Origin of the sequence: Rufibacter sediminis, from assembly GCF_014269285.1 — a bacterium.
Taxonomy (GTDB): Bacteria; Bacteroidota; Bacteroidia; order Cytophagales; family Hymenobacteraceae; genus Nibribacter; species Nibribacter sediminis.
Window position 1 is genome coordinate 1 of the sequence record NZ_JACOAF010000018.1, and the last position, 25,997, is coordinate 25,997.

The 25,997-nt window shown below is 52.6% G+C and carries 21 protein-coding genes; 5 read left to right on the top strand and 16 right to left on the bottom strand.

Annotated elements, in window-relative coordinates:
* The coding region (locus tag H7U12_RS06215; RefSeq protein WP_206683888.1) for a hypothetical protein at positions 1–1,232 on the top strand (1,232 nt) is incomplete at its 5' end.
* Between the two features lie 290 nt (positions 1,233–1,522).
* Here H7U12_RS06215 and H7U12_RS06220 read toward each other — a convergent pair.
* The 12 genes from H7U12_RS06220 to H7U12_RS06275 all read right to left on the bottom strand — a co-directional run bounded on the left by H7U12_RS06220 (position 1,523) and on the right by H7U12_RS06275 (position 16,102).
* Positions 1,523–2,596: a glycosyltransferase gene (locus H7U12_RS06220; protein ID WP_186634619.1), complete on the bottom strand. Its 1,074-nt coding sequence runs from the start codon at positions 2,594–2,596 to the stop codon at positions 1,523–1,525.
* Positions 2,593–3,576 carry a glycosyltransferase family 2 protein gene (locus H7U12_RS06225; RefSeq protein WP_241749187.1) on the bottom strand — a complete coding sequence of 328 codons (984 nt, stop codon included), beginning with the start codon at positions 3,574–3,576 and terminating at the stop codon, positions 2,593–2,595. Before H7U12_RS06225 ends, H7U12_RS06220 begins: the two co-directional genes overlap by 4 nt.
* A gap of 168 nt (positions 3,577–3,744) precedes the next feature.
* Positions 3,745–4,908, bottom strand: a complete 1,164-nt coding sequence (locus H7U12_RS06230; RefSeq protein ID WP_255897502.1) for an acyltransferase family protein — start codon at positions 4,906–4,908, stop codon at positions 3,745–3,747.
* A 387-nt stretch (positions 4,909–5,295) separates the two neighbouring features.
* Entirely contained in the window at positions 5,296–6,300 is a 1,005-nt protein-coding gene (locus H7U12_RS06235; protein WP_186634625.1) for a glycosyltransferase family 2 protein, read from the bottom strand.
* Between the two features lie 29 nt (positions 6,301–6,329).
* A complete protein-coding gene (locus H7U12_RS06240) occupies positions 6,330–7,226 on the bottom strand; it encodes a glycosyltransferase family 2 protein (protein ID WP_186634628.1) in 897 nt (298 codons plus the stop codon).
* A 21-nt stretch (positions 7,227–7,247) separates the two neighbouring features.
* Positions 7,248–8,249: a polysaccharide deacetylase family protein gene (locus H7U12_RS06245; RefSeq protein ID WP_186634630.1), complete on the bottom strand. Its 1,002-nt coding sequence runs from the start codon at positions 8,247–8,249 to the stop codon at positions 7,248–7,250.
* Positions 8,250–8,253: 4 nt separating this feature from the next.
* Positions 8,254–9,912 carry a glycosyltransferase gene (locus H7U12_RS22585; protein WP_241749188.1) on the bottom strand — a complete coding sequence of 553 codons (1,659 nt, stop codon included), beginning with the start codon at positions 9,910–9,912 and terminating at the stop codon, positions 8,254–8,256.
* 22 nt (positions 9,913–9,934) lie between these two features.
* Complete coding sequence (locus H7U12_RS06255) at positions 9,935–11,263, bottom strand: glycosyltransferase family 2 protein (protein WP_186634633.1); 1,329 nt, start codon at positions 11,261–11,263, stop codon at positions 9,935–9,937.
* A gap of 13 nt (positions 11,264–11,276) precedes the next feature.
* The gene (locus H7U12_RS06260) at positions 11,277–12,569 is read right to left on the bottom strand and encodes an ABC transporter ATP-binding protein (RefSeq protein ID WP_186634636.1); all 1,293 of its coding nucleotides are present in this window, start codon (positions 12,567–12,569) and stop codon (positions 11,277–11,279) included.
* A gap of 1 nt (position 12,570) precedes the next feature.
* Positions 12,571–13,434, bottom strand: a complete 864-nt coding sequence (locus H7U12_RS06265; protein WP_194362508.1) for an ABC transporter permease — start codon at positions 13,432–13,434, stop codon at positions 12,571–12,573.
* 686 nt (positions 13,435–14,120) lie between these two features.
* Positions 14,121–14,678, bottom strand: coding sequence for a response regulator (locus H7U12_RS06270; protein ID WP_186634653.1), 558 nt, complete (start codon positions 14,676–14,678; stop codon positions 14,121–14,123).
* A 914-nt stretch (positions 14,679–15,592) separates the two neighbouring features.
* Positions 15,593–16,102: a DUF2628 domain-containing protein gene (locus tag H7U12_RS06275; RefSeq protein WP_186634656.1), complete on the bottom strand. Its 510-nt coding sequence runs from the start codon at positions 16,100–16,102 to the stop codon at positions 15,593–15,595.
* Positions 16,103–16,461: 359 nt separating this feature from the next.
* Here H7U12_RS06275 and H7U12_RS06280 point away from each other — a divergent pair, with 359 nt between their 5' ends.
* The 3 genes from H7U12_RS06280 (at position 16,462) to H7U12_RS06290 (ending at position 20,149) form a co-directional block, all read left to right on the top strand.
* Positions 16,462–18,102, top strand: coding sequence for an AsmA family protein (locus tag H7U12_RS06280; RefSeq protein ID WP_186634659.1), 1,641 nt, complete (start codon positions 16,462–16,464; stop codon positions 18,100–18,102).
* A 116-nt stretch (positions 18,103–18,218) separates the two neighbouring features.
* Positions 18,219–19,139: a serine hydrolase gene (locus tag H7U12_RS06285; RefSeq protein ID WP_186634662.1), complete on the top strand. Its 921-nt coding sequence runs from the start codon at positions 18,219–18,221 to the stop codon at positions 19,137–19,139.
* A gap of 17 nt (positions 19,140–19,156) precedes the next feature.
* A complete protein-coding gene (locus H7U12_RS06290) occupies positions 19,157–20,149 on the top strand; it encodes an N-acetylmuramoyl-L-alanine amidase family protein (RefSeq protein ID WP_206683889.1) in 993 nt (330 codons plus the stop codon).
* Positions 20,150–20,633: 484 nt separating this feature from the next.
* Here the strand turns inward: H7U12_RS06290 and H7U12_RS06295 are convergent, their stop codons facing one another.
* Positions 20,634–22,730, bottom strand: coding sequence for a M3 family metallopeptidase (locus H7U12_RS06295; RefSeq protein WP_206683890.1), 2,097 nt, complete (start codon positions 22,728–22,730; stop codon positions 20,634–20,636).
* Positions 22,731–23,026: 296 nt separating this feature from the next.
* Positions 23,027–23,440 carry a DUF6157 family protein gene (locus H7U12_RS06300; protein WP_186634668.1) on the bottom strand — a complete coding sequence of 138 codons (414 nt, stop codon included), beginning with the start codon at positions 23,438–23,440 and terminating at the stop codon, positions 23,027–23,029.
* A gap of 209 nt (positions 23,441–23,649) precedes the next feature.
* On the opposite strand from H7U12_RS06300, the gene H7U12_RS06305 reads away from it, so the two are divergent.
* Positions 23,650–23,817, top strand: coding sequence for a hypothetical protein (locus tag H7U12_RS06305; protein WP_186634671.1), 168 nt, complete (start codon positions 23,650–23,652; stop codon positions 23,815–23,817).
* A gap of 163 nt (positions 23,818–23,980) precedes the next feature.
* On the opposite strand, the gene H7U12_RS06310 is transcribed toward H7U12_RS06305, so the two are convergent.
* Positions 23,981–25,300 carry an ABC1 kinase family protein gene (locus H7U12_RS06310; protein ID WP_186634673.1) on the bottom strand — a complete coding sequence of 440 codons (1,320 nt, stop codon included), beginning with the start codon at positions 25,298–25,300 and terminating at the stop codon, positions 23,981–23,983.
* Positions 25,301–25,306: 6 nt separating this feature from the next.
* Positions 25,307–25,972: a TetR/AcrR family transcriptional regulator gene (locus H7U12_RS06315; protein ID WP_186634676.1), complete on the bottom strand. Its 666-nt coding sequence runs from the start codon at positions 25,970–25,972 to the stop codon at positions 25,307–25,309.
* Positions 25,973–25,997: the final 25 nt, after the last annotated feature.

The window sequence follows — 25,997 nt, forward strand, 5'->3', positions numbered from 1 at the left end:
CCTCGCCGGCGGTCTACCACGCCGTGGAGGCCAAGCAGTACAGCACCGAGCTGCTGGCCTCGGTGCTGGCGCTGCTGCTCTACGTTCGCCTGCCCGCCCGGCCGGGGGCAAGGGCGCTCTTGGGCTGGGGGCTGGCCGGGGCGCTGCTGCTGTGGTTCTCCTACTCGGCGGTGTTCGCGCTGGCCGGCACGGGGCTGGCCGCGGGCCTGGGGGCGCTGCGGCGGGGCGGCTGGCGGCGGTCCCTGCCCTACGCGCTGCCCGCCGCCCTGTGGCTGTGCTCCTTCGCCGCCGTCTACGCCCTGTTCCTGGGACGCTACCAGGACTCCCGGTGGCTGACCGTCTTCTTCGAGAAAGTGTATAGCGCCTATATGCCCTTGCCACCATCATCGGCCGAGGACCTTACCTGGTTTCTGCATAAAGTAAATGCCTTGATAAAGCACCCGCTGGGGCAGAAGATGAGGTTTACCGGATCGCTTTCCTTTCTATTCGTTCAATTCAGGCTTATGTCTTTGTTGCTTCTGGGTACAGGGCTGGTGTTCATGCCCAGGAAAGATTTTCAAAAGTACCTGGTGCTGGTCTTTCCCATCCTGCTGACGCTCCTTGCCTCCGGTCTCCAACTCTATCCTTTCCATGAACGGTTTGTGCTGTTCCTGGCTCCTATGTTTCTTTTGTTGATCGGGTATGGGGCACAGGTGCTGCAGGAGGTTTTCCCGGAGAAGCTGCCGGTCAAGCTGGCGGTGAGTTTGCTGCTGTTGGCCGCTCCCGTTTGGAATGCAATCAGTGAAATCAGGAATACAGATAATTTCTATAAAAAGGAAGCCAACCGGGAAGCGCTCCTGTATATCAATGAGCAATTCAAGGCGGGCGATGTGGTGTACGTCTACTGGAACATGTGGCACGCCTATGAATACTACAAAGAAGCCTATAAATTGAAGTTTACGGCGGTAGAGGGCAAAGACCTGAAAGAAAGCTCCGGTAATCAGCATGAATACCTGCAGAATCTCTCACCGGCTTTCAACCAATTCCAGGGGAAGAAACGGCTCTGGTTTCTGTACCATACCCACGTGCGGAATAACATCGGTGGATTTGTGGGACAACCCGCCTGGTACTTTGACAAAGCCTTTGTCCCGGGACTAACTTTAGAGGCTACTTTTTCAAAAATGGGCGCAAAGCAGCAGGAGCAATTTGAGGAAAAAGAAACGGTGGTGTCCTTGTTTCAGCTGAACCCTTAGAACTGGATGGGTCGCTAACGCGAAATTATTACTCTGTTTAAAGAAAGGCTACTTACCGATGAGACGTCAGAATGACTCTATTGGTAAGTAGCCTTTCTCTTAAAATAGCGGTAGACTCACCTCGTTCCGTACAAAGTAGCTTTGAACTGGTCGCATATTCAAAGAAAGAAGCATCCCTGCGCTAGGTTAAAAAGCTACTCCTACTTCAATTGGCATTGAGCGAACCCCAAGTTGGAGAGGTGGCAAAATGAAAGGCGGTCGGCAGAACCTACGCTCTGCCGATCAGAAGTTTATAGTACCTTGTGGCTTAATTTCTGCGCTGAAAAAAACGAATCCTCCTTGGGGTTCACCTTAGGCACCAGCTTCTCATTCTTGAAATGGAGTAACTGCACAAAGTTCTCCTTCACCTTGAAATACTTTCTGTACCCAAGCAGCCTGGTTTTATAGCCTAAGAAGAGCAACGTATTGATCTTGCCTTCCTCTGAGGAAGGATCTAGCGTGGCTTTCTTCAAGGTGACACGCGAGATTTCCTGCAGGTAATACAAGAATCCCTTTAAAAAGCGGTAGTTGAACGTGAGCACAGACCGGCTGCCCTGGTTGATCAGGATGTTATACGCATCCAGCACCTCAAAGCAGGAAGAGCTTTCCTTTAGGTAGCGAAGGTAGTACTCCCAGGTTTGCCGCTCCTTGACCATATAATGTTGGAACGTAAGCCGCTCATCATACCAGATGTCATACCCCAGCAGCGCCAGGGCATAGCAAATCTCATAATCTCCCCCAGAACTCAACGCCGAAGCCAGTCGGTCAGTTAAAATGGGTTTATACCCCATCCGGAAAAGATGGTCGTACGCTGATTTCCGTAGCACGCAGCCTGCTCCGTAAACAGTATTTTTGGCAACTTTCCCTGAGCCAGGGGCCTGGTGGCCGTTGGCGAAAAGCCGCAGTTGCGTGGCAAAGAAAGGCGGCTCTTCTTCGTAGACCAGATCGCCGTAGCCGCCCAGAACTCCAATGTTGGGGTTCTCTTCCATGACATCGAAAGCCAGATTGACATAGTTGGGGCTAAGCCAATTGTCATCGTCGCAGAGCAAAATGTAATCATACTGCGCATGCGCATACCCCAGCTCGCGGGCGAAGGTGAGCCCGGGTTTAGGTTGGTGCAGTAAGGAGAAACGGACCGGATTTTGGTGCTTCTGCCATTCCTCCTTCACCACACGGGCGGTTGCATCAGTAGAAGCGTTGTCTACCACAATGACCTCCCAGGGTACATCCGCCCGAACCTGTTGCAGGGCGATGTGCCGCAACGTTTCCGGAAGGAGCTTAGCGCCGTTGTAGGTGCAGATGACGATGGAAACTCCGACTTTCATGTGATATTAAGCGCAACTTTAACATAAACTTTAGCAATTCCCCACAGGAGGGGGGCGTCCAGGTGCATTCCCAGGGCATACCTGATCTGCGCCTTGACACCTTCTTTGTGGCGAGCCGAATGCCAGACCTGGTTCGCGACCCTGATGCCGTAATGGGCATAGAATTTCTTTGATTTCTGCAGCACCTCTTTGCGGTGTTCGGGAGGCAATAAGGCCTGAATCATCTCCATGACCTGCAGCATGTCTCCTGAATTCTGGCCCGTTAAGAATTTGCTGCTTGAAATGGAACTGAAGTGCTTGCGGTAATCGGCCAGTAGCTCGGGGGTGTACGCGACGGGGTAATGTTTCGCAATTCGGGCCCACATCTCCCAGTCCTCGCCGTAGGTCAAGCCATAGAAGCCGCCTAGTTTTTCGTAGACTTCCCGCTTCACCACCGTGGCGGCGTATTGCGAAGGGTTCCGGACGGCGGCCCTGAGCAGCCAGTTGTCAAGAACTCCGTCCTGTGGCATTTCAAGGGTTTGATCATACAGCCATCGGCCCGCCTCGTTCACGTACCGGAACCGGCACAGCGCGGCCCCTGCCGTGGGGTACTTCTGGAAGAGGTTCCCCATCTTCTGGTAAAAGCCCGGCAGAACCCGGTCATCGCCGTGGAGCAGGTGTACCAAGGTGCCTGTCGCGCGGTTAAGGCAGGTTTCAAAGTTGCGGAGACTGCCCACGTTCTGCGGCTGGCGGTAGTAGGTGACTCTTCCCTGGCCCATGCGTCGTACCAGATCGGCTATATCAGCATCGGTGCTGGCATCGTCAATGACTTCTATTTGCATCTCCGCCGCAGAAAATCCCTGATTTAAGACGCTCTCCAACGTTTCGGGCAGGTAAGCGGCGCAGTTATATACCGGTATCATGACCGACCACAACGGTCTGGCCACATCCGCGGGAACGGGACGTATGGCTGGCGGCGAAGAGGGAATTCTTGTAAGCATGACTAAAACTTTATTTGAACCGAAGCCGGTTGTCCTTTCTTTGGCGACCTCCCTTTCCTTTGAGGGAGATAGCGCGTTTTTAAGCCATTTTCATGAAAACGAGCTTAAAACCTGTTTCTGGTTCCTTCCTTACAGCACATTTGCAGGTGCCCTACTGTTGGCACCAATCTATTTCCTGGCACTAAACACCGGGAATGTAAACAGCGCAAAAGGCAACCATCTGGGGTTGTCTTTCAGCTTTAAGAAATGTTTTTCAATGCCGTGCCAACTGGCATAGGCTGCTACTACGGTGAAAGCGAATGACACCAGAAATAAACTCCCGGGCGTTAACTGCCCACCGGCAAATAGCATGACCAATTGCTGAATGGGCCACGCGTATAAATAAGTACCGTATGAGAAATCGCCGTAGCGGGTAAAGTTCTGCAGTTGGATATGGGGGAGATAGGCGATGTAGAAAAGCAGATAAGTGAGCGAAAAGGGCGCTACCAAATCAAACCCGCCAAACCAAACCATGGAAGTAATCAGGCTGCTGAGCGCTAGCAAGGCCAGCAGGTGATTGCGCTGTAGTCTCCGTCTGAAGAGATAGACGCAGCATCCGGCAAAGAAATAGGTGAAGAACCTGGGAAAATAAACCGGGTTGCTGATGAGCTTGCCCTGGTACCCTTCCCAAAGGAATAGCTGGGAGGAAGCTTGCAGCACCAGCAGCAGATACGCTGCCGTAAAAACAAGGACCGCCACCCATTTCCGCCGGAAAACCTTGAAAAATGCGATAAATGGCACCGTGAGGTAACAGATGAACTCATACTGAATGGTCCACAAAGACTCATTGAGTTGGTTGGGCAGCGGGGACGGCTGGAAACACAAAACCGCCGAAGGGGCCTGCAAGGTGAACAGGTTCAGCAGGAGCAGCTTTTTTCTGAGGAATTCGAAGTATTGCGCCACGTTTCCCTGCGGATGCGCCTGATCAAAGGTGCCCAAAGGACCCAAGACCAGCATACTGATCAGGAAAGCGACGATAAACCCAGGGTAGATTCTGAGGATTCTTTTCTTGAGAAACTCAAGGGTAGACTTACTGTGCCGGTAACTGGAGACAATTAAAAAGCCACTGATGATAAAAAAGCCATTGACGGCAATACCGCCCAGATCTGTCTGGTTTTGGGAAAAGAGCATGAAAGGCTCTGTGTCTCGTACTGCCCCATAGTAAATAACATAGCAGTGGCTGTAGATAACCGCTACGGCGAGCAGAAATCTAAGCAAATCAAAGTTATTTGCTTTTAGATCAGGGTGTATGAGTAATTTCTGTTCCAACCGTTTTGCCGTGTTTAAAAGCACCAATGAAATTTCCTCTGGTGAGCAGGGGCTTGTCTAACTATCTGTTTTGAGGCCGTTTTTAGCTTTTGGGGCCTAAAACGCCAGGTCGCTGATGCTGGGAGATGATGTAGATCAGTGACTTGGATAAACCCAAAGCGGTCCCTGCGTGGTCAGCGCTTCTCGGGAGCAGGGCTAGAAAGCGTTCAGAATGCGTTCGTTTCTTTGACGCAACAGATAGGCGCTCCCAAGATGAACCTCAGATACTTTTATAAAAAAATTAATATTTAGTCTGTTCTGAAAGGCTAACTCCTTTTCACCGGCAGGCAGTCTTCTCCCGCGAAAGCCCATTTGTTTTGTTAGTTAAATTTACGGCTTTTATTTAATAATACTGATAAAAAATATAATATTTTATACGCGCCTGAGCAGGTGTGAGGTAATCAGATGCGTCAAGAACTTGATCTTCCCCAGTCGGAGTAGAAACAAAATGGCTTTGCCTCTGGGTAAGCGTCTGGCCAGAGTTGAAATAATGAACTTCTTTTTGATGCGGGCCGCTTCCTGCATGTCATGGACATCACGGTTGACGTTCTCTTTGCCAATGATCTGGTGGTTCAGAAAGTCCAGGGCCTGGAGGCATTCTAAGAGGCTGCCAATTTTCTGTTCCTGGAGCAAAAAGGTAAAATCGTGCTGAAAACACGCCAGGTACTTTTCTGGAAGCGTGTAGTGTTCGCCCGCGTAGTAGCGAAAGTTTCTGAGAAGCTGCTCTTTCTGTGCCTGATCGTATTCCTGCTTTTTCAGCACCTGGTGTAAGCTTTGGCCAGTAACCCGGTAATCCAGTAACACCTCAGGCAGGTTATGGATTTTGTGGTTGCGGGCCAGTTGCCAGAACAGTTCAAAGTCTTCTGAATAGGCGGCCGTGTACATTCCTACTTCCTGCACGGCTTGCCGGCGGTACAGCACCGTAGGATGGTAAATCCAGCAGATGAAGTTAAGATTGTAGTAGAGAAAACGGCTTTCAAACCGGTCATGCCGCACGGTCTCGCCCGTTTCGGAGATAACCCGCACTAGCGAGGAGACCATGGCGCAGTCGGGGTGGGCCTGCATGTACTCGAACTGCCGTTGCAGCCGGGTGGGGTAGCAGAGGTCATCCGCATCCATGCGGGCGATGAGGTCGGCCTTGGCCAGGTGGATGCCTTTGTTCAGGGTAGGCGAAATGCCCAGGTTCTGCTCGTTCTGGTAAAAACTGATTCTGGGATCGGTATAGGACTGGATGATCTCCACGCTGCGATCCGTGGAACCGTCATCGATGATCAGAAACTCGAAATCCCGAAAGGTCTGCTGCAGGATGCTGTCCATGGCTTCCCGCAAGAACTTCTCAGAATTATACACGGGCATCAAAACGGTGATCTTTGGCATACGAGGTTCGGCTACTCCATCGCGTAACACTAGAAACTTTTGATTTTACTCAGAACTTTGTTGGAAAGCGAATACAAACGCGGGAACTCATAGCGGAAGAGCGCTTTCTGCATCAGGGAACGCACGGTTTTATCCTGGATATTCTCCTTCTGCAGATATTCCTGAAACCAGAGCAGGAAAAACTTCCGGACGGCATGGTACTTCCCGTCGGCGTGGACACTGGAGACGATGGATTCTGGCCGTTGCCGGTAGCGGTTGTTACAGGCCGAGGAGACGTACACGTTCTCTCTCAGGTACACTTTGCTTAAAAAAGCCTGGTCTTCATACAACCCGAATTCTTTTCGGAAAGAGTCTTCAAAGCCGCCTAATCTTCTGAAGGCAGTTTTCTCCAGAATCAACCCACTGGGTACCGGGGCGGCCCCGGTACCCAGTGGATACAGATGTTTGAGCAAAGCGGGTGGTGAGTAGGCCTGGTCCTGCGGGGCCCCAACCGGTATGATGACATTCTCCTTGTGTAAATTTTCCCAGTTATACCAGTAATCAGACGCCTCCGCGATCATGGTTACCTCCGGGTGCCGTTGAAAAATAGCCATCTGGTGAGACAGTTTACCGGGTAGCCAAACATCATCGGCGTCCAGAATAGCGATGTACTGGCCTCTGGCTTTGGCAAGTCCGTGGTTGCGGCTTGCGCTTAAACCTTTGTTGGCGTGGCCTGCATGCTCCAGGTAGATAACCTTACCCGGGAAGTGGGTGGCGTATTCCTGGGCGATCTGGGTGCTGCGGTCCGTAGAGCCATCGTCTACCAAAAGAAGTTCCCACGACGCGTACTCCTGCTGGAGAACGCTTTCAATGGCCTCCGGCAGAAAGCGTTCCTCGTTCAGAAAAGCAATGATAACGGAAACGAGTGGGAAGGAAACAGTGCTCATCTTGCATCAATTTAAAATTCGTTACCAACGGCTGAGCGCCTGACTGAACTCTTGGGCCGGCAAATTCTTGACCTGAAATCTGCCCAGCCGGTGTGGGTGGGCTTGTGTGTTAATCGTCCGTTCCTCGGTGGTGAAGGCGGCCTTGAACTGGAGGCTGGCCACGGTTGCCAGGGTATCGGTGTTGTAATTGCCATAAGGGTAAGCTACCAGATCAACTCCCTGGCCGGTTGCTTGCCGCAGGAACTCCCGGTTTTCAGCCAGTTCCCTTTTCTGGTAAGGGGCCTCGTGAAACGCGAGAGCCGGATGAGACACCGTGTGGGCCCCAATCTCAAAAAGGTGGTTCCGCCCCAGCTCTTGCAGTTGGGCCAATGACATGCTTTTCAGCTCGGGCAGGGTTTCACCGGAAGGGTTGGCCCACTCGCGGATCAGTTGCATCTTTTCCTGCTGCACGGCATGGGAAAGCGGCTTGAGTTCCTGCCACAGACTGTAATACAACTGCGCCCGGCTTGTGGGAGGTGCTTCGTCACACGCGCGCCAGGAGGTGTGTTTCAACCGCAAGTCCTCGGTGAGGTAGTTCTCATCTTTTAAATCAGCCTGGCTTTGAAACTGACCGAGGCGGAACGTGGCGGGTAATTGCTGAGTGAACAAAATCAGCTGCTCCAGTTCATCCCACCAGAAAGGCGTTTCCTGGCCAATATTACCAGAAGAGATAAAAAACGTGGCGGGCAGTTCGTACTTCTCCAGCAGCGGTTTGGCCTGGAGGTAGTTGTCAACGTATCCATCGTCAAACGTGAGGGCAACGCTGTTTCGCCTGATCTTTTTATTCGCCACGCTATCGGCCATCTCCTGCAAAGAAATGACCTGGTACTTTTTCTTCAGGAAAGCCAGCTGCTGCTCAAAGTTGGCGGGGCTCACCGCAATCTCCCAGATATCGGAGCTCGGGGCAGCGATGCGGTGGTACATGAGTACGGCCGCCCGAGGCTCGAAGAGTTTGGTATAAAGATGGCGCAGCTGGGCTCTCAAGGACTTAGGCTTTTACGGCTTTCACGGTGTTGATCACCTGGTACTGGGGATCATATTTGTCTAGTTCTGCCTGGGAGATCTCAGACCGGCCCATGCCGTACAGAAAAGCGGAGGCGGTGAGCACGTTGCCGTAAGAACCCACTTCCACTTGACCGCCGGGGAAGGATTCTGCCATGATCAGGCGTAAGACTTTGTCCGTAAAGGCCCAGTACCAGGTAGCGCCCCACTCGTCTTTGTCAATGGACGTGATGTAAGGAACCGTGAGCAGCAGGGTGCCGCCGGGTTTCAGGATTCGGTGACAGGTGGCCAGCGCCGCTTTGAAATCATAGATTAGGTGCAGCGTCTGGGTTAGTACAATGCAGTCAAAACTGTTGTCAGGGATCTGCGGGGCATTGCTGATGTCACCGATGATGGTGGCCATGGGGTTGTTTTCGTTCACGTGGAGGATCTCGCTTTTGGTGACCCTTTTGCCACCGAAGGTGAGGGTGTACTCATTGTCACCAATCTCCAGAACTCTTCCGGCAATGGAGGAGGACTCTTTCTTCAGGAAGTCTTCAATATAATAGCGGTCTACCGGGCCACCCCGGTCATAGCCAAATTCCCGGCTGAGGGGGGAAGTCCGCCGGAAGTCGCCTAAACTGACTTTGCCCACCGCCGGTAAATGGTTTTGGTACAGCCCCACTCTGTTCAGCCATCTCAGCCCGAAGGCCGGTGTCGTTTTCTTGATCAATGATTTAAGCATATTCCCTTTTCTTAAATAATACTTTATAAACAGCCAGGGCTGATGTTTCAGGAGCGTGAGCAGATGGTCGGGCGAGGGGGAACCGGTTTCAGTAATAGCTTTCGCGTACAGCAGGCGGCAGTAATACTCTTTCCAGATCTGTTGTCCTCTGGCGAACGCCGCCCGCTCCGCCGCCGATTCCAGGTTCTGGTGTTGCCGTCTCAAGACCAGCAATACAGAATACAACATCCGCGGAATGTTCCCCGACATATTAGAGGTGTGGAGCCGATAGGCCGCGATCTTCTGGGTGTGGTGGGCCACCGGATGCTTTCGGGCAATCCGGAGGTACAAATCATAATCCTCGCAGCTGCGCAGGGCAGGGTCATACCGCACTTCCTCAAACACCCACCGCCGGTACATGACGGTGGCGTGCATGCCAATGTAGTTGCCCTGCAGCAGGTGCTGGTAGTGCGCACAGGGAACTTCCCATATCTCTTCCTGGGTGATTCCTTCCTGTTCAAAGACCTTGTCGTGCGCCCCGGAGACAAACGCCAGTTTTGGGTTCTTTTGCAGAAAAGAGGCGTTAATCGAGAGGGCGTCTGGGAGCAGCCAGTCGTCGGCATCCAGGAAAAGCAGCAGCTCGCCGTTGGAGTGTGCAATGCCGGTGTTTCTGGCCGCCGAGAGTCCCTGGTTCTCCTGGTACACGTACCGGACATCGTCCAGGCTTTCGGCTACTTGCCGGGTGTTGTCTACGGAGCCATCATCTACCACGATGATCTCAACAGCGGGGTACGCCTGGTTCTGGATACTCCTGATCGCCTCCCGCAGGTACTGGCCATGGTTATAACACGGAATCACCACCGAAACCAACGGCATCGCCTGCTGAGACGGCTGTTCGGCGCTCAGGGATGTAGGGGCTTGGGTGGGTACGATTAAAGTCATGGCTATAAGGGTGATTCCGCTTCTAGGGTAATGGGGTGAGCACTTTTTCTGCCTTCGGTTTGCTTTTAGAGGGGCTTATACCATTGGGAGAAACCGAGGAGTTCTGCCAGTTCTTCCGGTAATACCGATAGCCGGAGAGAATTCCCTTCATCTCGGCCCAGAGGGTGCTGGTGCGGTTCCGGTAAAACGGAAAGCCTCGCAGGGCCAGGAATAGGTAGTATTTGGGGAAAACGCGCCCTAAACGCCTTTTGTAATTGGCCCGTGGCTGCTGCTGCTGCTGAAGTAAGGCGGCTGCGGTGAAGCCCCGCATGTAAAAGAAAATCTGCTTCTTCAGGCCGCTGAGTTCCCTCCGGTGCTCATGGTGGACAATGGCTCTGGGGTTGTAGTGAACGGTTAATCCGTGGGCCAAAATCCGGAACCACATCTCAGAGTCACCGTTGCAGCCAGCGGCGCCCACGTCCAGAATCTCGTCAAAGTAGCCTACCTGCTCAAACACCGCTTTCCGGAATGCCATATTGGCCCCAGCCCCAATTTCCCAGACCGGCGGACCCAGGGTCAGGTTGGAGTTGAAAAAGGCGTCGTCATACCATTTGTCCTGATATCCTCGGTTAAAGCTCCAGTGTTGCTCAAATATATATTGCGCCTCCGAGGCCAGTTCTGAGGCAATCACCAATCCGGTCATGGCGGCGGTGCAGGGGTTCTGGAAGGTTTCCCATACCCGGTACACCCACAACGGATGCACCACCACATCATCGTCCACAAACGCCACCAGGGGAGTACTGGCATTTTTTACCCCGGTGTTCCGGGCGAAATCCAGGCCCGGGCGCGGTTCTTTCACGTAGGTGACTTCCTCAAATTTCTGTGCCACCTGTTGGGTGCTGGAATCGGAAGGAGCGTTATCCACCACAATCACTTCCCGGGGAAGACACTTTAAGTCCCGTAACATGGCCAGGCACCGTTCCAGCTGCGGAGCCCGGTTGCGGGTACAGATCACCACCGATACTTTTACTTGGGCCGGAACGGAAGCCGGAAGCTGAGGAGCAATAATTTTCTCTAGCCAGGAAACCCATTGCTGCGGCTCTTCCGGCTTGAATTTGTGTATCCAGTCGGCCGGCGCGCCAATTGAAGTAGCGTAGTGGTCTATGGCTGGTTGGATGGCTTTCAGGACTAAGGCAGGGTACGTTTCCGGGCTTATTTCTGAATTCGGGGCCAGAAACAGGTGGCCTAACGCCAGCTGATCCCACCAGAACACGAGGTAGTTTCCCTGTTCCTGGGTAGTGAGGTGGGGCAGGGTAAACCCTTGGTTCTCCAGAGCGAGGTGCGTGATTTGGTAGGGAGCATGCGCTTTCATGGCCGGTACGGTTTTATTGCTCTATTACCAATTCTTGTTGCGCTATCCGGAACGGGAAAGAAGGGCGCACGGCCCCCATCCACTTGCCAAACCATTTGATGTCGCCCCGGTAATCCTCCACTTCAAACGACAGGCACTCTTCGTAGTAGAAAAGATTCACGGAGGTGTCTTTCACCACAATCAGGGAAATGTAGTAAGAACCATCGTTGAGGAAATCGCCGGGGATGGTGCATTCGCCCTCCACCAGGCCTTTCTGGCACGGGAGGCTGGGAGAAGGCACATCAAAAATGCACTCCCCGCCATAGGAGAATAGGTGCAACCCTACGCTCAGTTCCTGTCCATCTACCAAATTCCAGAACTGGAACTTGACGGTGAGCGGCGTTCTGATATCTAAAGGCGCCTCTGCACTGCTGTACTGCGGCACTAACCGGATGCTCTTGAACCGGATCAGGTCATTTCCCGGGGCTTCCACTAAGTTGTTCCAGGAGTGGTGCAGTTGGAATTTCTTTACTCCCTTAATGTAGTTATTGATGACGGTAGAGGCTTTGCCGGTTTCCATGAGTTTCCCTTTCTGGAGCCACAGGCCGTGGTCACATAAGCTTGCTACCGCCTGCATGCTGTGGCTCACAAAAAGAATGGTGCGTCCTTCGCTTTTGGAAACGTCCCGCACCTTGCCCAGGCATTTTTTCTGGAACTCGGCATCGCCAACGGCCAGTACTTCGTCAATGATGAGAATGTCAGGCTCCAGGTGAGCGGCCACCGCAAAGGCCAACCGGACGTACATGCCCGAGGAGTAGCGCTTCACGGGGGTATCCAGAAACTTCTCTATTCCTGAAAAGTCAACGATCTCGTCAAACTTTGCTTTGATCTCGGGTTTAGACATGCCCAGAATATAGCCGCTCAGGAAAATGTTTTCGCGGCCGGTCAGTTCTTGGTTAAAGCCGGTGCCCACCTCCAGAAGGCTGCTGATCTTTCCTTTGCCGCGCACCACGCCTTTGGTGGGTTTCACAATGCGGGAGATGATTTTCAGCAACGTGGATTTCCCCGCGCCATTGTTCCCGATGATGCCCCAGACTTCGCCTTGCCGGATCTCGAAAGAGAGTTCCCGCAGCGCCCAGAAGGCTTTCTGCCGTCCGTCCGAAGCTTCGGTTTCCTCAGACGAAGTGGGATGGTAAAAGGAGTCTTCCTTTTTAAGCACCGAGGTGGTCCACCAGCGGGAAAGGTCCTGCTTCAAAGACCCCGTCCCGATGGTACCCAACTGGTAGACCTTGGAAAGATTCTCTACTTGAATGACAACTTCTCCCATGTTATACAACGTCTATAAGTTTGTCACCCTGTTTGTTGAAAACCACCACGGAGAGCCCCAGAAGAACTAACGTAACGCCTATGCTATACGCCAGATGCGGCCCTGAAACGACCCCTTCGCCCAGTAAAGACAAGCGGAACAGTTCAAAGTAGGACGTGAGCGGATTAAACTGAACAATCCACCTGATGTTGCTTGGGACGAAATTGACCGGATACAGCACAGGGGTAAGAAACATCAGTAGCCGAACCCCGAACGAGACCAGGTTGATGATGTCGCGATACTTGGCCGTGATCACGGAAAAGGCAATCCCCAGGGCCAGTCCGGTAAGGCCAACCAGCAAGATGGTGAAGGGTAAAGTGAAGATCAGGTACGTGGTAGGGAAGGAGTAGCCCTTGTAGAAGACGTAAAAACCCGTCATGGCCAACAGCATGCAAAACTGGATGCCGAAGCGCAAAATCTGGGTACCCATTTGGGAAAAGGGGATGATCAGCCGGGGGAAATACACTTTGCTGAACAGCTGCGCATTCTCCTTGAAGATAAAGGACGTGCTGAGGAACGTGTCATTGAAGAAATTCCACAGCACAATGCCCGACATATAGAACAGCACGGGCGGCAGCTGGCCCGTGGAGACCCCAATCAACTTATTGAAAACCAGAAGATAGGTAGCCAGTGTAAGTAACGGTTGGAAGAGCAGCCAGAAAGGACCTAACACCGTTTGCTGGTAGTTCAGGAGGAAATCCTTTCTGATCAGGCTATACGACAAATGGCGGTAATGCCATAGCTCCTTGAAAACGATTCCCCAGTAATGAGTACGGGCGGTAATTTCCCACTCCCACTGCTCATTGCCTACTTTGTTTTGAAGCATACTCAAGCGGTAATGTTGTGAAGGCTACAGTTAAACTATACACCTTTACGCGAAATGATATAATATTACTTTATTATTTTTAAATATACATAAACTAATTTGAAATTAATGATTTTATACTATAAATATTATTAATTGTATCTAATTGATGCATGGGAGGGTGGGTTTACGAGGGATAAACCGATAGCAAAGTCTCAGAACCAAGTAAACTGAGGAGATTTTTCTGTTTTGAGCGAACTACCCGAAAGGATTTTGCAATAGAACAGGCTAACAGCTCCTCCAGGTGATTACCGTTTCGTTGCTACAGTACTTTCCTGCATCAGAAAACTTCAGCAAACAGGATGAGAACTGCCTTCTAGGAAAAGGTTGGGGTGTGCCTGATGGTATACAGCAGCAATAAACTGGTTCTCATGGGGATGCTACACTCTTAATTGTTATACCACTGAGTAAAGCTATACCACTCAAAGGCCGAAACGAGGCAATAGCTTAGTGAAGATTAAAACAGAACCTTGTTTTTCTAAGATGTATAGAAACCACTTGCAACCTTTCAGGAAACATGGATAATGTAAAGGCTTTTGATCAAAATCAGCCCTTGGGCAAGAAATGTAACGTACTCGTGTAGGAAAGCCAATACAGCAACACCTGCGTTCTACCCAGACAAAAGACTAGCTGCTTCAGATGACAGATTAGTCGTTCTGGGTGTCTTTGTCTGGTTTTGCAGATTTGGACTTCTGTTGGTTCATTTGTTGGGTGAGTTCAGCTATCTTTTGCTCCAGCCGTTCCTTTTCAGATTTTAACTCCTCCACCAGCTTTCTGTTGGCCTGGCGCTGCTTCAGCTCCTCCACCGCAGACTCCATAACGTTTTTCAGGTTTTCCTTTTCCCATGGTTTCAGGATGTAGCGGTAGATCTTGCCACTGTTGATGGCATCCAGAATGGACGCGGTATCGCTGTGACCCGTCAGGATGATCCTGATCAGATCCCGGTCTTCGGGCAGGTTCTTGAGGAACTGGACACCAGTCATTTTGGACATCCGTTGGTCCGTAATCACCAGAGAAATTGGTTCACTGTTCAGGATCCGTAATCCCTCCTCACCAGACATCGCGGTAAAAACTTTGAAGTACCTCCTGAAAGAAGACTTGAAAACCACCAGATTGTCTTCTTCACTGTCTATGTAAAGGATTCCGGGCTTTTCAGGTGTCTCATCGGTTGGGTTGGTCGTATTTGTTGGAGCGGTAGGATCCATGCCTTTGGTTCGTATGATAATTTTATTTTGTGTCGTGTTCGTAGTCTTCCCTGCGCGGGGGCTGAATGAGCCCAGCTCCTGCCAGGGAAAATGTAGGTTGTGAAGGAGGTCTGGCTGAATTCGTTCCGGTAACCAGAGACCTCCCGCCATTGTGTTGCCGTAAAAGCCTCACCCGGTTATTCATAGGTGGGCCAGCTGAATCTGATTCTGCTTCAGTATCTACCGAAGTTGCGTAGAGGTTCTACCGGTTCTTCTTTCTTTTTCTTTGAACAGCCTTCTCCCTTTTTTCTTTGAAGTGATGCTACAGAAATCATGCGTATCGTTTGTTTTAGAGCAATGATGCAGGCTCTATTGAAAGATAGTAGACAGTTGGGTTTACGTATTATAATATGAAGGTACGGGTAAAAACTTAATCTTTGTTATATATCTGTGCAAATATTTATAAAATATATTCAATTAAAAAGAAGATAGGGAACACAGTTTTGAATATGCCTTACGTTCTTATGTAAAGGATTCATAAAATGTGCCGGTGCTGCTTCCTTCCATTCTGAAGAGGTAGTATCATTATATGTCCTGCTTAGTCGCACCGATGGTATTCTTCTTCGCCGGGTTTCCTCCAACAGGCGTTCCATCCAAGGCAGGGTTATAAAGCCCGTCCCAGTAACGCTACGCTAACTTATTGGTAACAGGCGTTTTCCCTGATTGTTGCCTGTTTTTACCAAAAGAGGCGGAAAACGCCGGTTGGTCTGGGCGCACGGATATAGGGAGCCGGGCGACTCAGGTGGCCTGGATTTGATTGGCGTGGATTCGCATCTCGTCCGGTTATCTGACAGAGCGGTTTTAGACCTGGATTCCGGAAAAGACCATCAATCCAGGGCTGAAATGATATATCGAGGGGAAAATCGAAAGCCGGGTTATTTGTTGAACTGTAACACCAGCATCAGCAACAGGATAAGGGCCGCGATGATAATGTGCGGAATGTAGGTAATGCTTCCTTCTACAGCGAGGCGGTGGCGGATGTCTGATTCGCTTTCTTCCTCTTCCAGCGCCTGGGTAACTTTGGCCTGCGTCTGCCGCAGGTAGAGCCAGTTGCCCAGGAACCCCACGGCGGTACTCCAGAGAACCGTAGAGAGGTTGTTTAGCAGTTTGGCGTTCCCTTCAGAAAGCGCAAAGTGCTCAATGGCCAGCCCCAGCAGGTAAGATTCTAAGGTTAAGGCAATCATCACCAGAATGCCTTGTTTGTACATCCGGCGGTACAGCATCCAGAAAATCCCGAAGAAAAAGGCCCCTATGTTAAAGGTGATCTTGGTGCCTGCCCGGTACTGCTCCAGCTTGCGCAGGTAATAATCGGCGTCCACCCCAAAATAGGCCCGGTAGTACTCTTCGTGTTCGTCTTGCTCTGGCGCCTGGGTGTCTGGTAACATAGATGCGTTGGTTCTGATAAAGGTAATTGCCTGTAAAGGTACACCTCCCGGCGTGATTCTGTAGAATGAACCTTCGGTTTACCGGTATATCTTTTGCCTTTGCGGCCCCACGCGTGAACTGTTTTGGGGCTCTTTTACGAAAACGGACCCTGAAACGGCAAGGTGTGCCCAAGCTTCTCCCGTGCCTTAAAGGTCTGCAGCCAAGCAGCGATTGGGCGCGGAAAAGCAGACGGGTGCAACACTAGACAGTAACAGAAACTATTTTGCTGAATGCTTGCGGTTTGTACGGTTGCTTTTGGGTGGGCTACGTACAAGAGGGCCTAACGAAAACGTTTGCGGTGGAACACGAATCAAAACAGATGGCGAGAGGAAAGAAGTACCTGGTGGCGGGCGGCTCGGTGCTGTTGGTCGTTCTGGTGCTGCTGCTGATCGTGTCGCAGAATCTGGATTCCTGGGCCGAGGAAAAGGTCAAGAAGCAGGTGCATACCCAATCCAAGGGCGTGTATGAGTTGCAGATGGCCGGGCTAGATATTTCGCTTTTAGCCGGATCGGCGACGCTGGACTCGGTGCGGCTTACCCCCAATGCGGCCGTTTGGCAGCAGGTGCAGCGGCAGTCGCCCAGTCAGGCCTCAGCGAGTCTCTCAGAAGTGACATCCTCCCAAGTGCAGGTGCGCGGCATTCCTTTTCTCAAGTTGCTTTTCGGCGGAGCGTTCGGGCTGAGTTCCATTCACCTGGACAACCTAGAATGGGAACTCCGGAAAATGAAGGAAGACACCTCGTCTAAACCACTGCACGAGGAGGTGGGAAAGCAGTTCCGGGAAATGGCCATCCGGGAGATCCGCATCAAAAACGGTACCTTCCGGTACCATGATTCGCCCAACCGCAAAACCCCTGCGTTTTCAGTTGCCGGGGTAGACCTGCAAGCCGAGGGGGTGCAGCTGGACAGTGCTTCCTTCCGAGACCCAGACCGCGCGTATTACAGCAAAAAGATCACGGCATCGGCGGCGCAGGCTTCCTGGGTTCTGCCCGACGGCAATTACCGCCTCAAAAGCGAGAAACTGCAAGCGTCTACCCAGGCCCGCGAAGTGACTCTGGCCCGCCTGCAGCTCCTTCCCCTGCGCAGTGCCGCCGAAATGTCCCGGCGGGAGGGAGTGGCCGTGACCCGGTTCAACGTGCAGGTGCCGGCCGTGACCATGAGCAAGGTGGATTTTGGCACCTTGTTCCGGAATTCCAACGTCTACATCGGGACGCTGGTGGTGCAGAAGCCGCGGGTGCAGGCCTACAAAGACGGGAGAAACTATCCCACCAAAGGCTCGGGGCTCATGCCCCATGACCTGGTGCAGAAACTCACCTTCGGGGTGAACATCCGCACCACTAAGGTGCGCGACCTGTACGTGCGGTACGAGGAACTGGCCGAGAAGGCTTTCAAAACCGGCTACGTGACCGGCAGCAACATTGACCTCACGCTCACCAACCTCACCAATGACAAGAACCTGATCTCCCGGAAGAAACCAGCGGTGTTACGCGGCAGCGGCTGGCTCATGGGCAAGGCGCAGCTACAGGCCACCGTCAGAATGGCTTTGCTGGACCCCAACGGCTACCATTCCATGGAAGGAACCATCGGGAAGGGATACCCGGCCATCCTGAACCCCATGGTGGAGCCCAGCATGTTCGTGCGCGTGAAAAGCGGGATTCTGCAACGAGGTTCGTTTAACATAGAGCTGACCAACACCTCGGCCCAAGGCTCCATTCAGCTGCAGTACGATGATTTCAAAATCGATCTTCTCAACAAGGAAAAGGAGCGGAAGCAGGGGCTGAAGAGCAAACTGAAAACGCTGGTGGCCAATAAACTGGTGCTGAAATCTGAAAGCGAGGACGACGGCAAAGCCCCGCGGCAGGGAAAGATCCAGGTGAATCGGCGCACCGAACGCTCCTTTCTGACGTACTGGAAAGACTGCCTGGCCAACGGGGTGCTCTCCGTGATTGGCGCGCCAATGTAGTTCGCCCAGGCGTGGGGGGAGCCAATTACTCCCGCGGACGTTTTACGCCTCCTTTTTGAAGTCTAAGCGCGAACGGTTACCTTGGGTTTTCAAGCTCATCGGCCTGTTTCCTTCTTATGCGCGCACTTCTTCTGCCTTTCCTTTCCCTTCTTTCCCTGACTCTGTTTTCAGAGGCTTTTGCCCAAAACAGCCCCAAAGAGCAACTCCGGCAGAAAACCGAAAAGCAGCTCCGCGACCTGCTGGAGAAATCACCCGCTCTGACCGGCCTAGCCGTGGTGGATTTAACTTCTGGCGAGACCTTCGGGGTGAACCAGGAGATGGTGTTTCCGCAGGCCAGTGCCATCAAGGTACCCATTCTGCTGGAAGTCTACCGGCAGGCGCAGAGCGGGAAATTCGCCCTCACTGATTTACAGAGCATCGCGCCCGCCAACGTGGTGGGTGGTACCGGCATCATCAAAGATTTGGTAGACAGCACCGCCTTCAGCATCCGGAACCTGGCCGTACTCATGATTGCGCTCAGTGACAATACCGCCACCAACGCCTTGATTGAGCTGGTGGGCATGGCCAACATCAATGCCTCTTTGCAGAAAATGGGCCTGAAACAGACGCGCGTGCAGCGCAAGATGATTCAGGCCGCCGCATCTGGCCGGGGCGAGGAGAACATTTCCACCCCAGCCGAGGCCGCCAGGATTCTGCAGATGCTCTACAAAGGTGAGTTCCTGAACAAAGCTACCTCCGCCGAGATTGTCTCCATTCTGCAAAAGACCAACCGCGAAACCAGCCGCCTGGCTTCCGGCATTCCCGCCAACGTGCCGCTGGCGTTCAAGCCCGGTATTCTGAACGGTGTCTCCACGGAGTGGGCGCTGGTGCTCCTGCCCGAGCGTCCGTACGCCGTGGCCATGATGGAGAACTACAAGGTGCCCGGTCAGGCCGAACGGGTGATGGAAGAGGCGTCTGGCGTGCTGTACCAGTATTTCTGGCGGTTGGGCAACGCTACCCGCTACGGCACCTACGTAGACCCGAAACTGATTAAATAACCTTCATTTTCTTTTCTATGCGTAGCACCTCAGCGGTTGTTCTGGGTTTTGTTCTGATGTTTTTCTCGATGGCCGCCATCGCGCAGAAAAAAGGAACGCTGGCGGGCAAAGTCATCTGCCTGGATGCCGGGCACGGCGGCACCGCCCAAACCGACCAGTACCGCATCGGCCCCACCGGCGAGCGCGAAGAATGGATTAACCTGCGCGTGGCGCTCCTGTTGCAGAAACTGCTGGAAGAGAAAGGCGCCACCGTGCTCATGACCCGCACCGCTGATGAGAACATCCCCTTCGATGACCGGGTAAGGCTGGCCGTGCAGCACAAGGCGGAGGTGTTCCTGTCCATCCACCACAACGCCACGGCAGACCGAACCGCCAATTTCCCCGTCATTTACTACCACGGCTACGCCTCAGAGAACGTCGCCAGCGTGGACCTGGCCCGCAAGATTGCCCAGGCGCTGCGCCAAAAGCACTACCAGACCAACGTGCCGGTCAGCATCGCCTCAGACCACACCATCTTCCCCACGGCTGGGGCCAAAGTCCTGCGCGACACCTACGGCATCCCCGCCGTCATCGCCGAGGCTTCCTTCTTCACAAACCCTCCCGAAGAACTCCGCCTGAAAACCCCGGACTACAACCGGCAGGAAGCCTTGGCCTATGTAGCCGCTTTGGAGGCCTTTTTCGGAAAACAGCCCCAAAACATTCTGCCCAAGAACTCCCTCCACACCTTGCCGCCGTTCAAAGCCGCCGTAGAGGCCGAGCGCATGGGCGAAACCGCCAAACGCTGGCTCCAGGATTACCAGGAAGGGCTGGCCCTGATGAAAAGCAAAGATTCCGCTGCCCAACAGCAGGCCTATGACCTGTTTACCCGCTCGGTCCGTTCTTTCCCGGACTCCTACGTGGCTGCCGCCTGCCATCAGCACCGCGCGGCTCTGTTAAAGAAATTAGGCAAACCCGAGGAGGCAAAGCAGGAAGCCCTGCGGGCGAAGGAGTTTTATGTGAAGTTGAAGTAGAGAGTTGGGGGAGGAGCAAAGTTGCGTATTTCAATTTTAGGGCTGTTTTGTTGAAAACAGGTTTAAAACGCCGTCTGAACTTGGTGATAAAGCAGGAGCCTTTTCCTGACGTTCTCTTGGAAGAACGTTTCGGCTATGTCACATATAAATCAGCCGGTGGTTCCCGGCGAGTCTGGAGACTCGCAGCATCCCATGTCACGAGTCTGGAGACTCGCGCCAGTCGGGTAAAGTGGTTTTAAACCTGTGAGGTCTTGGAGACCTCACAGGTTTTCGCGTTTTCCGCAATACCGCCTGCTCCAAAGACCTCGTAGTGTGCGCAGCTCCTACGAGTGTCTCTGCCCGTACCGTTTACCGCCAGTTTTTCATAAAGCAGCTCCAAAACGCCACGGCAATAAGGCACCAGATTTTCTCTGTAAAGCAAACGGCCCCTCCCAGTTTAAACTGAAAGGGGCCGTTTCATTTACGCAATCAGACATTCTGATTTTTACAAGCTCACCGGCGTCAAGCCGCGCTTCTTGAGCAGGGGTTGGATGCTGGGTTCGGCGCCTCTGAACTTCTTGTAGAGTTCCATGGGGTCGGCGGTGCCGCCTTTCTCCAGGATGTTTTTCCGGAAGGACTGGGCTTTTTCTTTGTTGAACAGGCCGTTCTCCTTGAAGACCTGAAACGCATCGGTGTCCAGCACACCCGACCAGATGTAGCTGTAGTAGCCCGCCGAGTAGCCGCCGGAGAAGATGTGGCTGAAGTACGTGCTTCGGTAGCGCGGAATAATCTGCTCCATCAGACCAACCTTCGTCATCGCCGTTTTCTCGAACTGGTTGATGTCGCCTTCCAGGTTCTGGGTTTGGGTGTGATAGGCCAAATCCAGCAAAGAAGCGGCCAGGTACTCGGTGGTCTCGAAGCCTTGGTTGAAGGTGCCGGCTTTCTTCATTTTCTGAATCAGCTCGTCTGAAATCAGTTTACCGGTTTTGTAGTGCGTGCCGTACATTTTCAGGACATCGGGCTCAGCGGCCCAGTTCTCCATGATTTGCGAGGGCAGTTCCACGAAGTCGCGCGGTACCGAGGTGCCCGCCATACTTTCATAGGTCACGTTAGACAGCAAGCCGTGCAGGGCGTGACCGAACTCGTGGAAGTAGGTGGTCACCTCATCAAAGGTTAATAAGGCCGGAGTGTCGCCGGTTGGTTTGGTGAAGTTGCAGACAATGGACACCACCGGGGCCAGACGTTTGCCGTTCTCCATCTTCTGGGCGCGGTAAGAGGTCATCCAGGCACCACTTCTCTTGGAGGCGCGCGGGAAGAAGTCCATGTAAATGATGCCCACCAGTCTGCCATCGGCTTCGGTCACTTCATAGGCGGTCACGTCCTGGTGGTACTTGGGCAGGTTGGGCAGCGGCTTGAATTTAAGGCCGTAGAGTTTCTCCGTGACGGTGAATACGCCTTTTCTGATGTTGTCCAGGCTGAAGTAGGGTTGCAGTTCCTGCTCGTCCAGGTCAAAGCGCTCTTTCCTGATTTTCTCGGTATAATAGCGCCAGTCGTACGGGGCTACTTTGAACTTGGCCCCCGAGGCGTCTATCATTTTCTGGATGTCCTGCTCTTCCTGCTTGGCCACAGCCAGCGCCGGAGCCCAGAGTTGGTCCAGGAGTTTGTTCACGTTCTCGGGGTTCTTGGCCATGGTTTCTTCCAGGGCGTAGTGGGCGTGCGATTTGTAGCCCAGCAACTGCGCTTTCTCGCGGCGCAGGTTCACAATCTTGCGCAGCACCTCTTTGTTGTCGTGGTCGTTGTTATTGTTGCCGCGCAGCGAGTACGCTTCCCAGATTTGCTTGCGCAGCTCGCGGTTGTCGGCGTATTGCAGGAAGGGCATTACGCTGGGGTTGTGCAGGGTGAAGACCCATTTGCCTTCTTTGCCGGCCTGTTTAGCGGCATCGGCGGCAGCCGCTACTACGCCCGCGGGCAAGCCAGCCAGGTCTTTCTGGTTGTCAAGGACCAGTTGGTAGGCGTTGGTTTCAGCCAGGATGTTCTGCCCGTACTGAAGGCTCAGGAGCGACAACTCGCCGTTCATCTTCTTCAGCTTCTCTTTGTCAGCATCGTTCAGGTTGGCGCCGCTGCGTACGAAGGATTTGTAGGTTTCCTCCAGCAACTTTTGCTGCTCAGGCGTCAGTTTCAGGTTGTTTTTGTTATTCCAGACCGTTTTCACGCGGTCGAACAGTTTTTTGTTCAGGATGATGTTGTCGCTGTGCGCGGATAAAGCCGGGGCAATCTCGCGGGCGATTTTCTGAATCTGCTCGTTCGTGTTGGCCGAGTTCAGGTTGTAGAACACCGTAGACACGCGGCCCAGCAACTGCCCGGCGTTTTCCATGGCCAGGATGGTGTTATCAAAGGTGGCCGGTTTGGCGTTGTTCACGATGGCGTCAATCTCCAGCTGGTTCACCCGGATTCCTTCCAGCAAGGCGGGCTTGAAATGCTCGTCCTTGATGAGGTGAAACGGCGGAACCTGGTGCGGGGTGTTGTACTTCTGTAAAAGAGGGTTGTTTTTGTCTGTGGCTTGGCCGGCCGCTTGTTCACTAGCCAGTAGTCCTATTGCCATGGTTGCGAGTACGCAAAGGGTTTTGGTAATCATGTTACTTGTTTAAACTAAGAAATCTCCGTGCGTGCTGACGGGGAAAGAAAACGTTAAATTAGTTATTAAACGCTGGGCGACTGGTATTCTGTATACACCATTCTGCTGTTCGCCTACCTGACAACAGCCTGACTTCAACACTTTGCATTTTAAGCCTGTTTTGGTAAAAAGGTCCCTAAAACGCCAACCTTGGGGCTAGCCCACGAAAATTGAATCTGTAAACGGGTTCGCGCTTGTGTTTTGTGATTGACTATTCACCTTGTTCACTTACTTGATTTCATGGCTTTAAGAACCTTGAGGGAAGGGTCAGCGACCAGTTTTTGGTATTCGGGTGTTTCGCAGCCATATAAGGCGATTTTCCCGTTCTGGTCGCTGTGCACGCCCCAACCGTATCGTTTTGTCAGGGGAGAGGCTCTGAAGCAGGGCTGTCCTTTGGAGAAAAATTTCTCTCGTGCTTCCTGGTAGTCGGTGTTGGTGAGGTTATTTCGGTTGGCGTGCACCTGAAAAAACACCTCGTCAGAAGTATATTGGTAAGGATTTTGGCTCATTAAGTCAAATTGCATACCCGCGACGGTTTTAGCGTCTCCTTTCGTGGGCGGAATTTCCCCGCTGGTGGTCGGGCAATCGGGCGCTACTTCAATAAACGTGTTGGTGTAGTTGGTGCTATGGGTTTTCATTTCAGTAGAGGGGTTGAAGGGTGAGTCTGACCTTGCTGGTTACAATACGAAAGGAGCATAAGCTTACAAAAGAAAGCGTTGACTTTGGCGTTTCTGTCAACATAAATCTTCTGGTGCAGCCGGGCAAGCCGCCTGATGTGGTGCCATTCGCCTTTCTGCGTTTCTGTGCTCTTTTCAGGAAAGCAAGCCAAAACTGCCGCGCCGTTTACATGGGAATCAAGCGATTGTCTTTCCAGGCAGCTCCGCCGGCGCACGGTTATCCGGAACGGAAGGCGTACAAGGAGGAAGTCAGCCGCTTTCCGCTTTGGGCCTTCTTTCTGAAAAACGGGCGTAAAACAGGAAGTATCTTCCCGCTCGTTCCCGCCGCCGAAGCCTGAACCAATCGACTGCAAAAAAAACAGCACGCTTCGGGTTGCCTATGAAAGTGGCCGCCCGAAGCGTGCTGTTTTAAGGCTCTTTTCGCAAAATCAGGCATAAACCAGAAGCGATTCCTGTTCTGAAAGGCCCAGCCGATACTGCTTGTAAAGATGCGCTAGCTGGTTATTGCAGCCAGTCTGGTTTGGTGGTGCTGATGTTCGCTTTGAGCTGGTTCAACAGACTGTACAGGCCAAAGTAGGTTCTATTGATAAACAGACCATGCCGCGAGCCCCGCGCTTGTCTGGAGTTGCGGAACATCTTGTCTCGGGCTACTCTATCGCCCAGCGCATAAATCTGGTTGAAGTAGGCATCATCGGCGAAGTCAAACGCTTCTGCGTGAAACGGTTTGCCCAGCAAGGAGATCATTTCCTTGAAAACACCCTTGAAATAGGCTTGCTCCTCAGCAGAATCCAGGTCACTGATGAAGTCCAGGTCAAAGAAAATCTGGTTCAGTTGGGCTTCGTTCAGCAGGGAATCTTTTTTGATGAGGGAGAAATAGCCGCGGTAGAAATCCTCCGGAATGACTTTGACGCACCCAAAATCAATCACGCCCAAGGTCACGTTTTCCTGCACAATGAAGTTGCCCGGGTGCGGGTCGGCGTGGACTTTCTTCAGGTTGTGCACCTGGTGGTGGTAGAAATCCCAGAGCGCCTGCCCAATCTGGTTTCTAGCTTCCTGCGCCGGGTTGGTCTGGAGCCATTCTTTCAGGTGGTCACCCTCCAGCCAGTCCATGGTGATGATGCGCTCGCTGCTGAGCTCGGGGTAATACACCGGGAAATTCAGGTGCGGGAGGTGGCGACAAGCCCGGGAGATTTCGGTGGACCGTTTTACTTCCAGTTGGTAGTCCGTTTCCTCCAGCAGTTTCTCTTCCACCTCTTCCATGTAGTGGCTTATTTCCTTTTCGTTCATGTTCAATAAACGATGGGCAAACGGCTTTACCATGCGCAGGTCTGAGGTCACGCTATCGGCTACGCCGGGGTACTGCACCTTTACCGCGTAGGTTTTGCCGTTCTTGGTGGCCTTGTGCACCTGCCCAATGGAAGCGGCATTCACCGCCGAGGTGGTAAAGGTCTCAAACTTCGCTTCGGGGGAAACCCCAAAGGCTTTCTGGAAGGTTCTCACCACCAAGGGGTAGGAGAGCGGCGGCGCGCTGTACTGCGCCATGGTAAACTTGTCCTGGTAGGCCCGCGGCAGGAGGTTTTTGTCCATGGACATCATCTGGGCCACCTTGAGGGCGCTGCCTTTGAGTTCGCTCAGCGAAGCGTAGATGTCCTGGGCGTTATTGGCGTGTAGTTCCTCTTTGCTCAAAGATGGGTTCACCATCTTCTTGGCGTAGTGCTTGATGTAGTTTCCGCCTACTTTGGCCCCGGTGCCTATGAACTTGGAGGCCCGCTGTACTTTGGAAGTGGGAATATGGTCTTGTTCTGGTTGGCTACTGCTCATGGGGGGTTATTTAGACTGGTACAGGAATTTGGCCAAATCCACGAAAGAGTCCACGGCGGTTCTGCCAATCAGGTCGAAGGCCAGGCGCACGGATTTTTCAATGGCCACATCGGTTTTCTCAAAGGAAACGGAGGTGTCTCTGAGCCAGAACTGGAAGATGAAAAGCGTCTCCAGCCACAGGGCTTCGTCGTACTTGTCAGAGATGTATTTGCGGTCCACAATCTCGCCTTCGGTTTTGCCTTCCAGGATGATGCCTTTGGCGAACGTCTTGAAGTTTTCTCTAAAGCTTCTTACTTCCTGCGGCGTAATTTTCTTGAAGTCAGCGTGGCCTTCATACAGGGCCAGCAGGTAGCTGCGGTGCTTCTTCAGGACTTCTATCCAGGTGTAGTAAAAGGAGAGGAGTTTTTCTTTAGCCGAGTAGGCCTGATACACTTCCTGGGCGCGCATGGTGGCGTAGGTCTCGTCAAAGATGCGGTCCCACACGGCACCTTTCACGCCCTGAAACGAGGTGAAATAGTGGTAGAACTCTTCCTCCGTAATGCCTAGGTTCTTGGCAAACTTGTACACCGACACAGGTTGTTTTCCGGTCTCCAACACGTGCTCTATAAAGGCATCAATGATTCTGTTTCTGGTCTCAGCTAGCTGATTGGTATTGATATCTAGGTTTTCCATCTTCTTCAGGTTGTCTATTCATCAA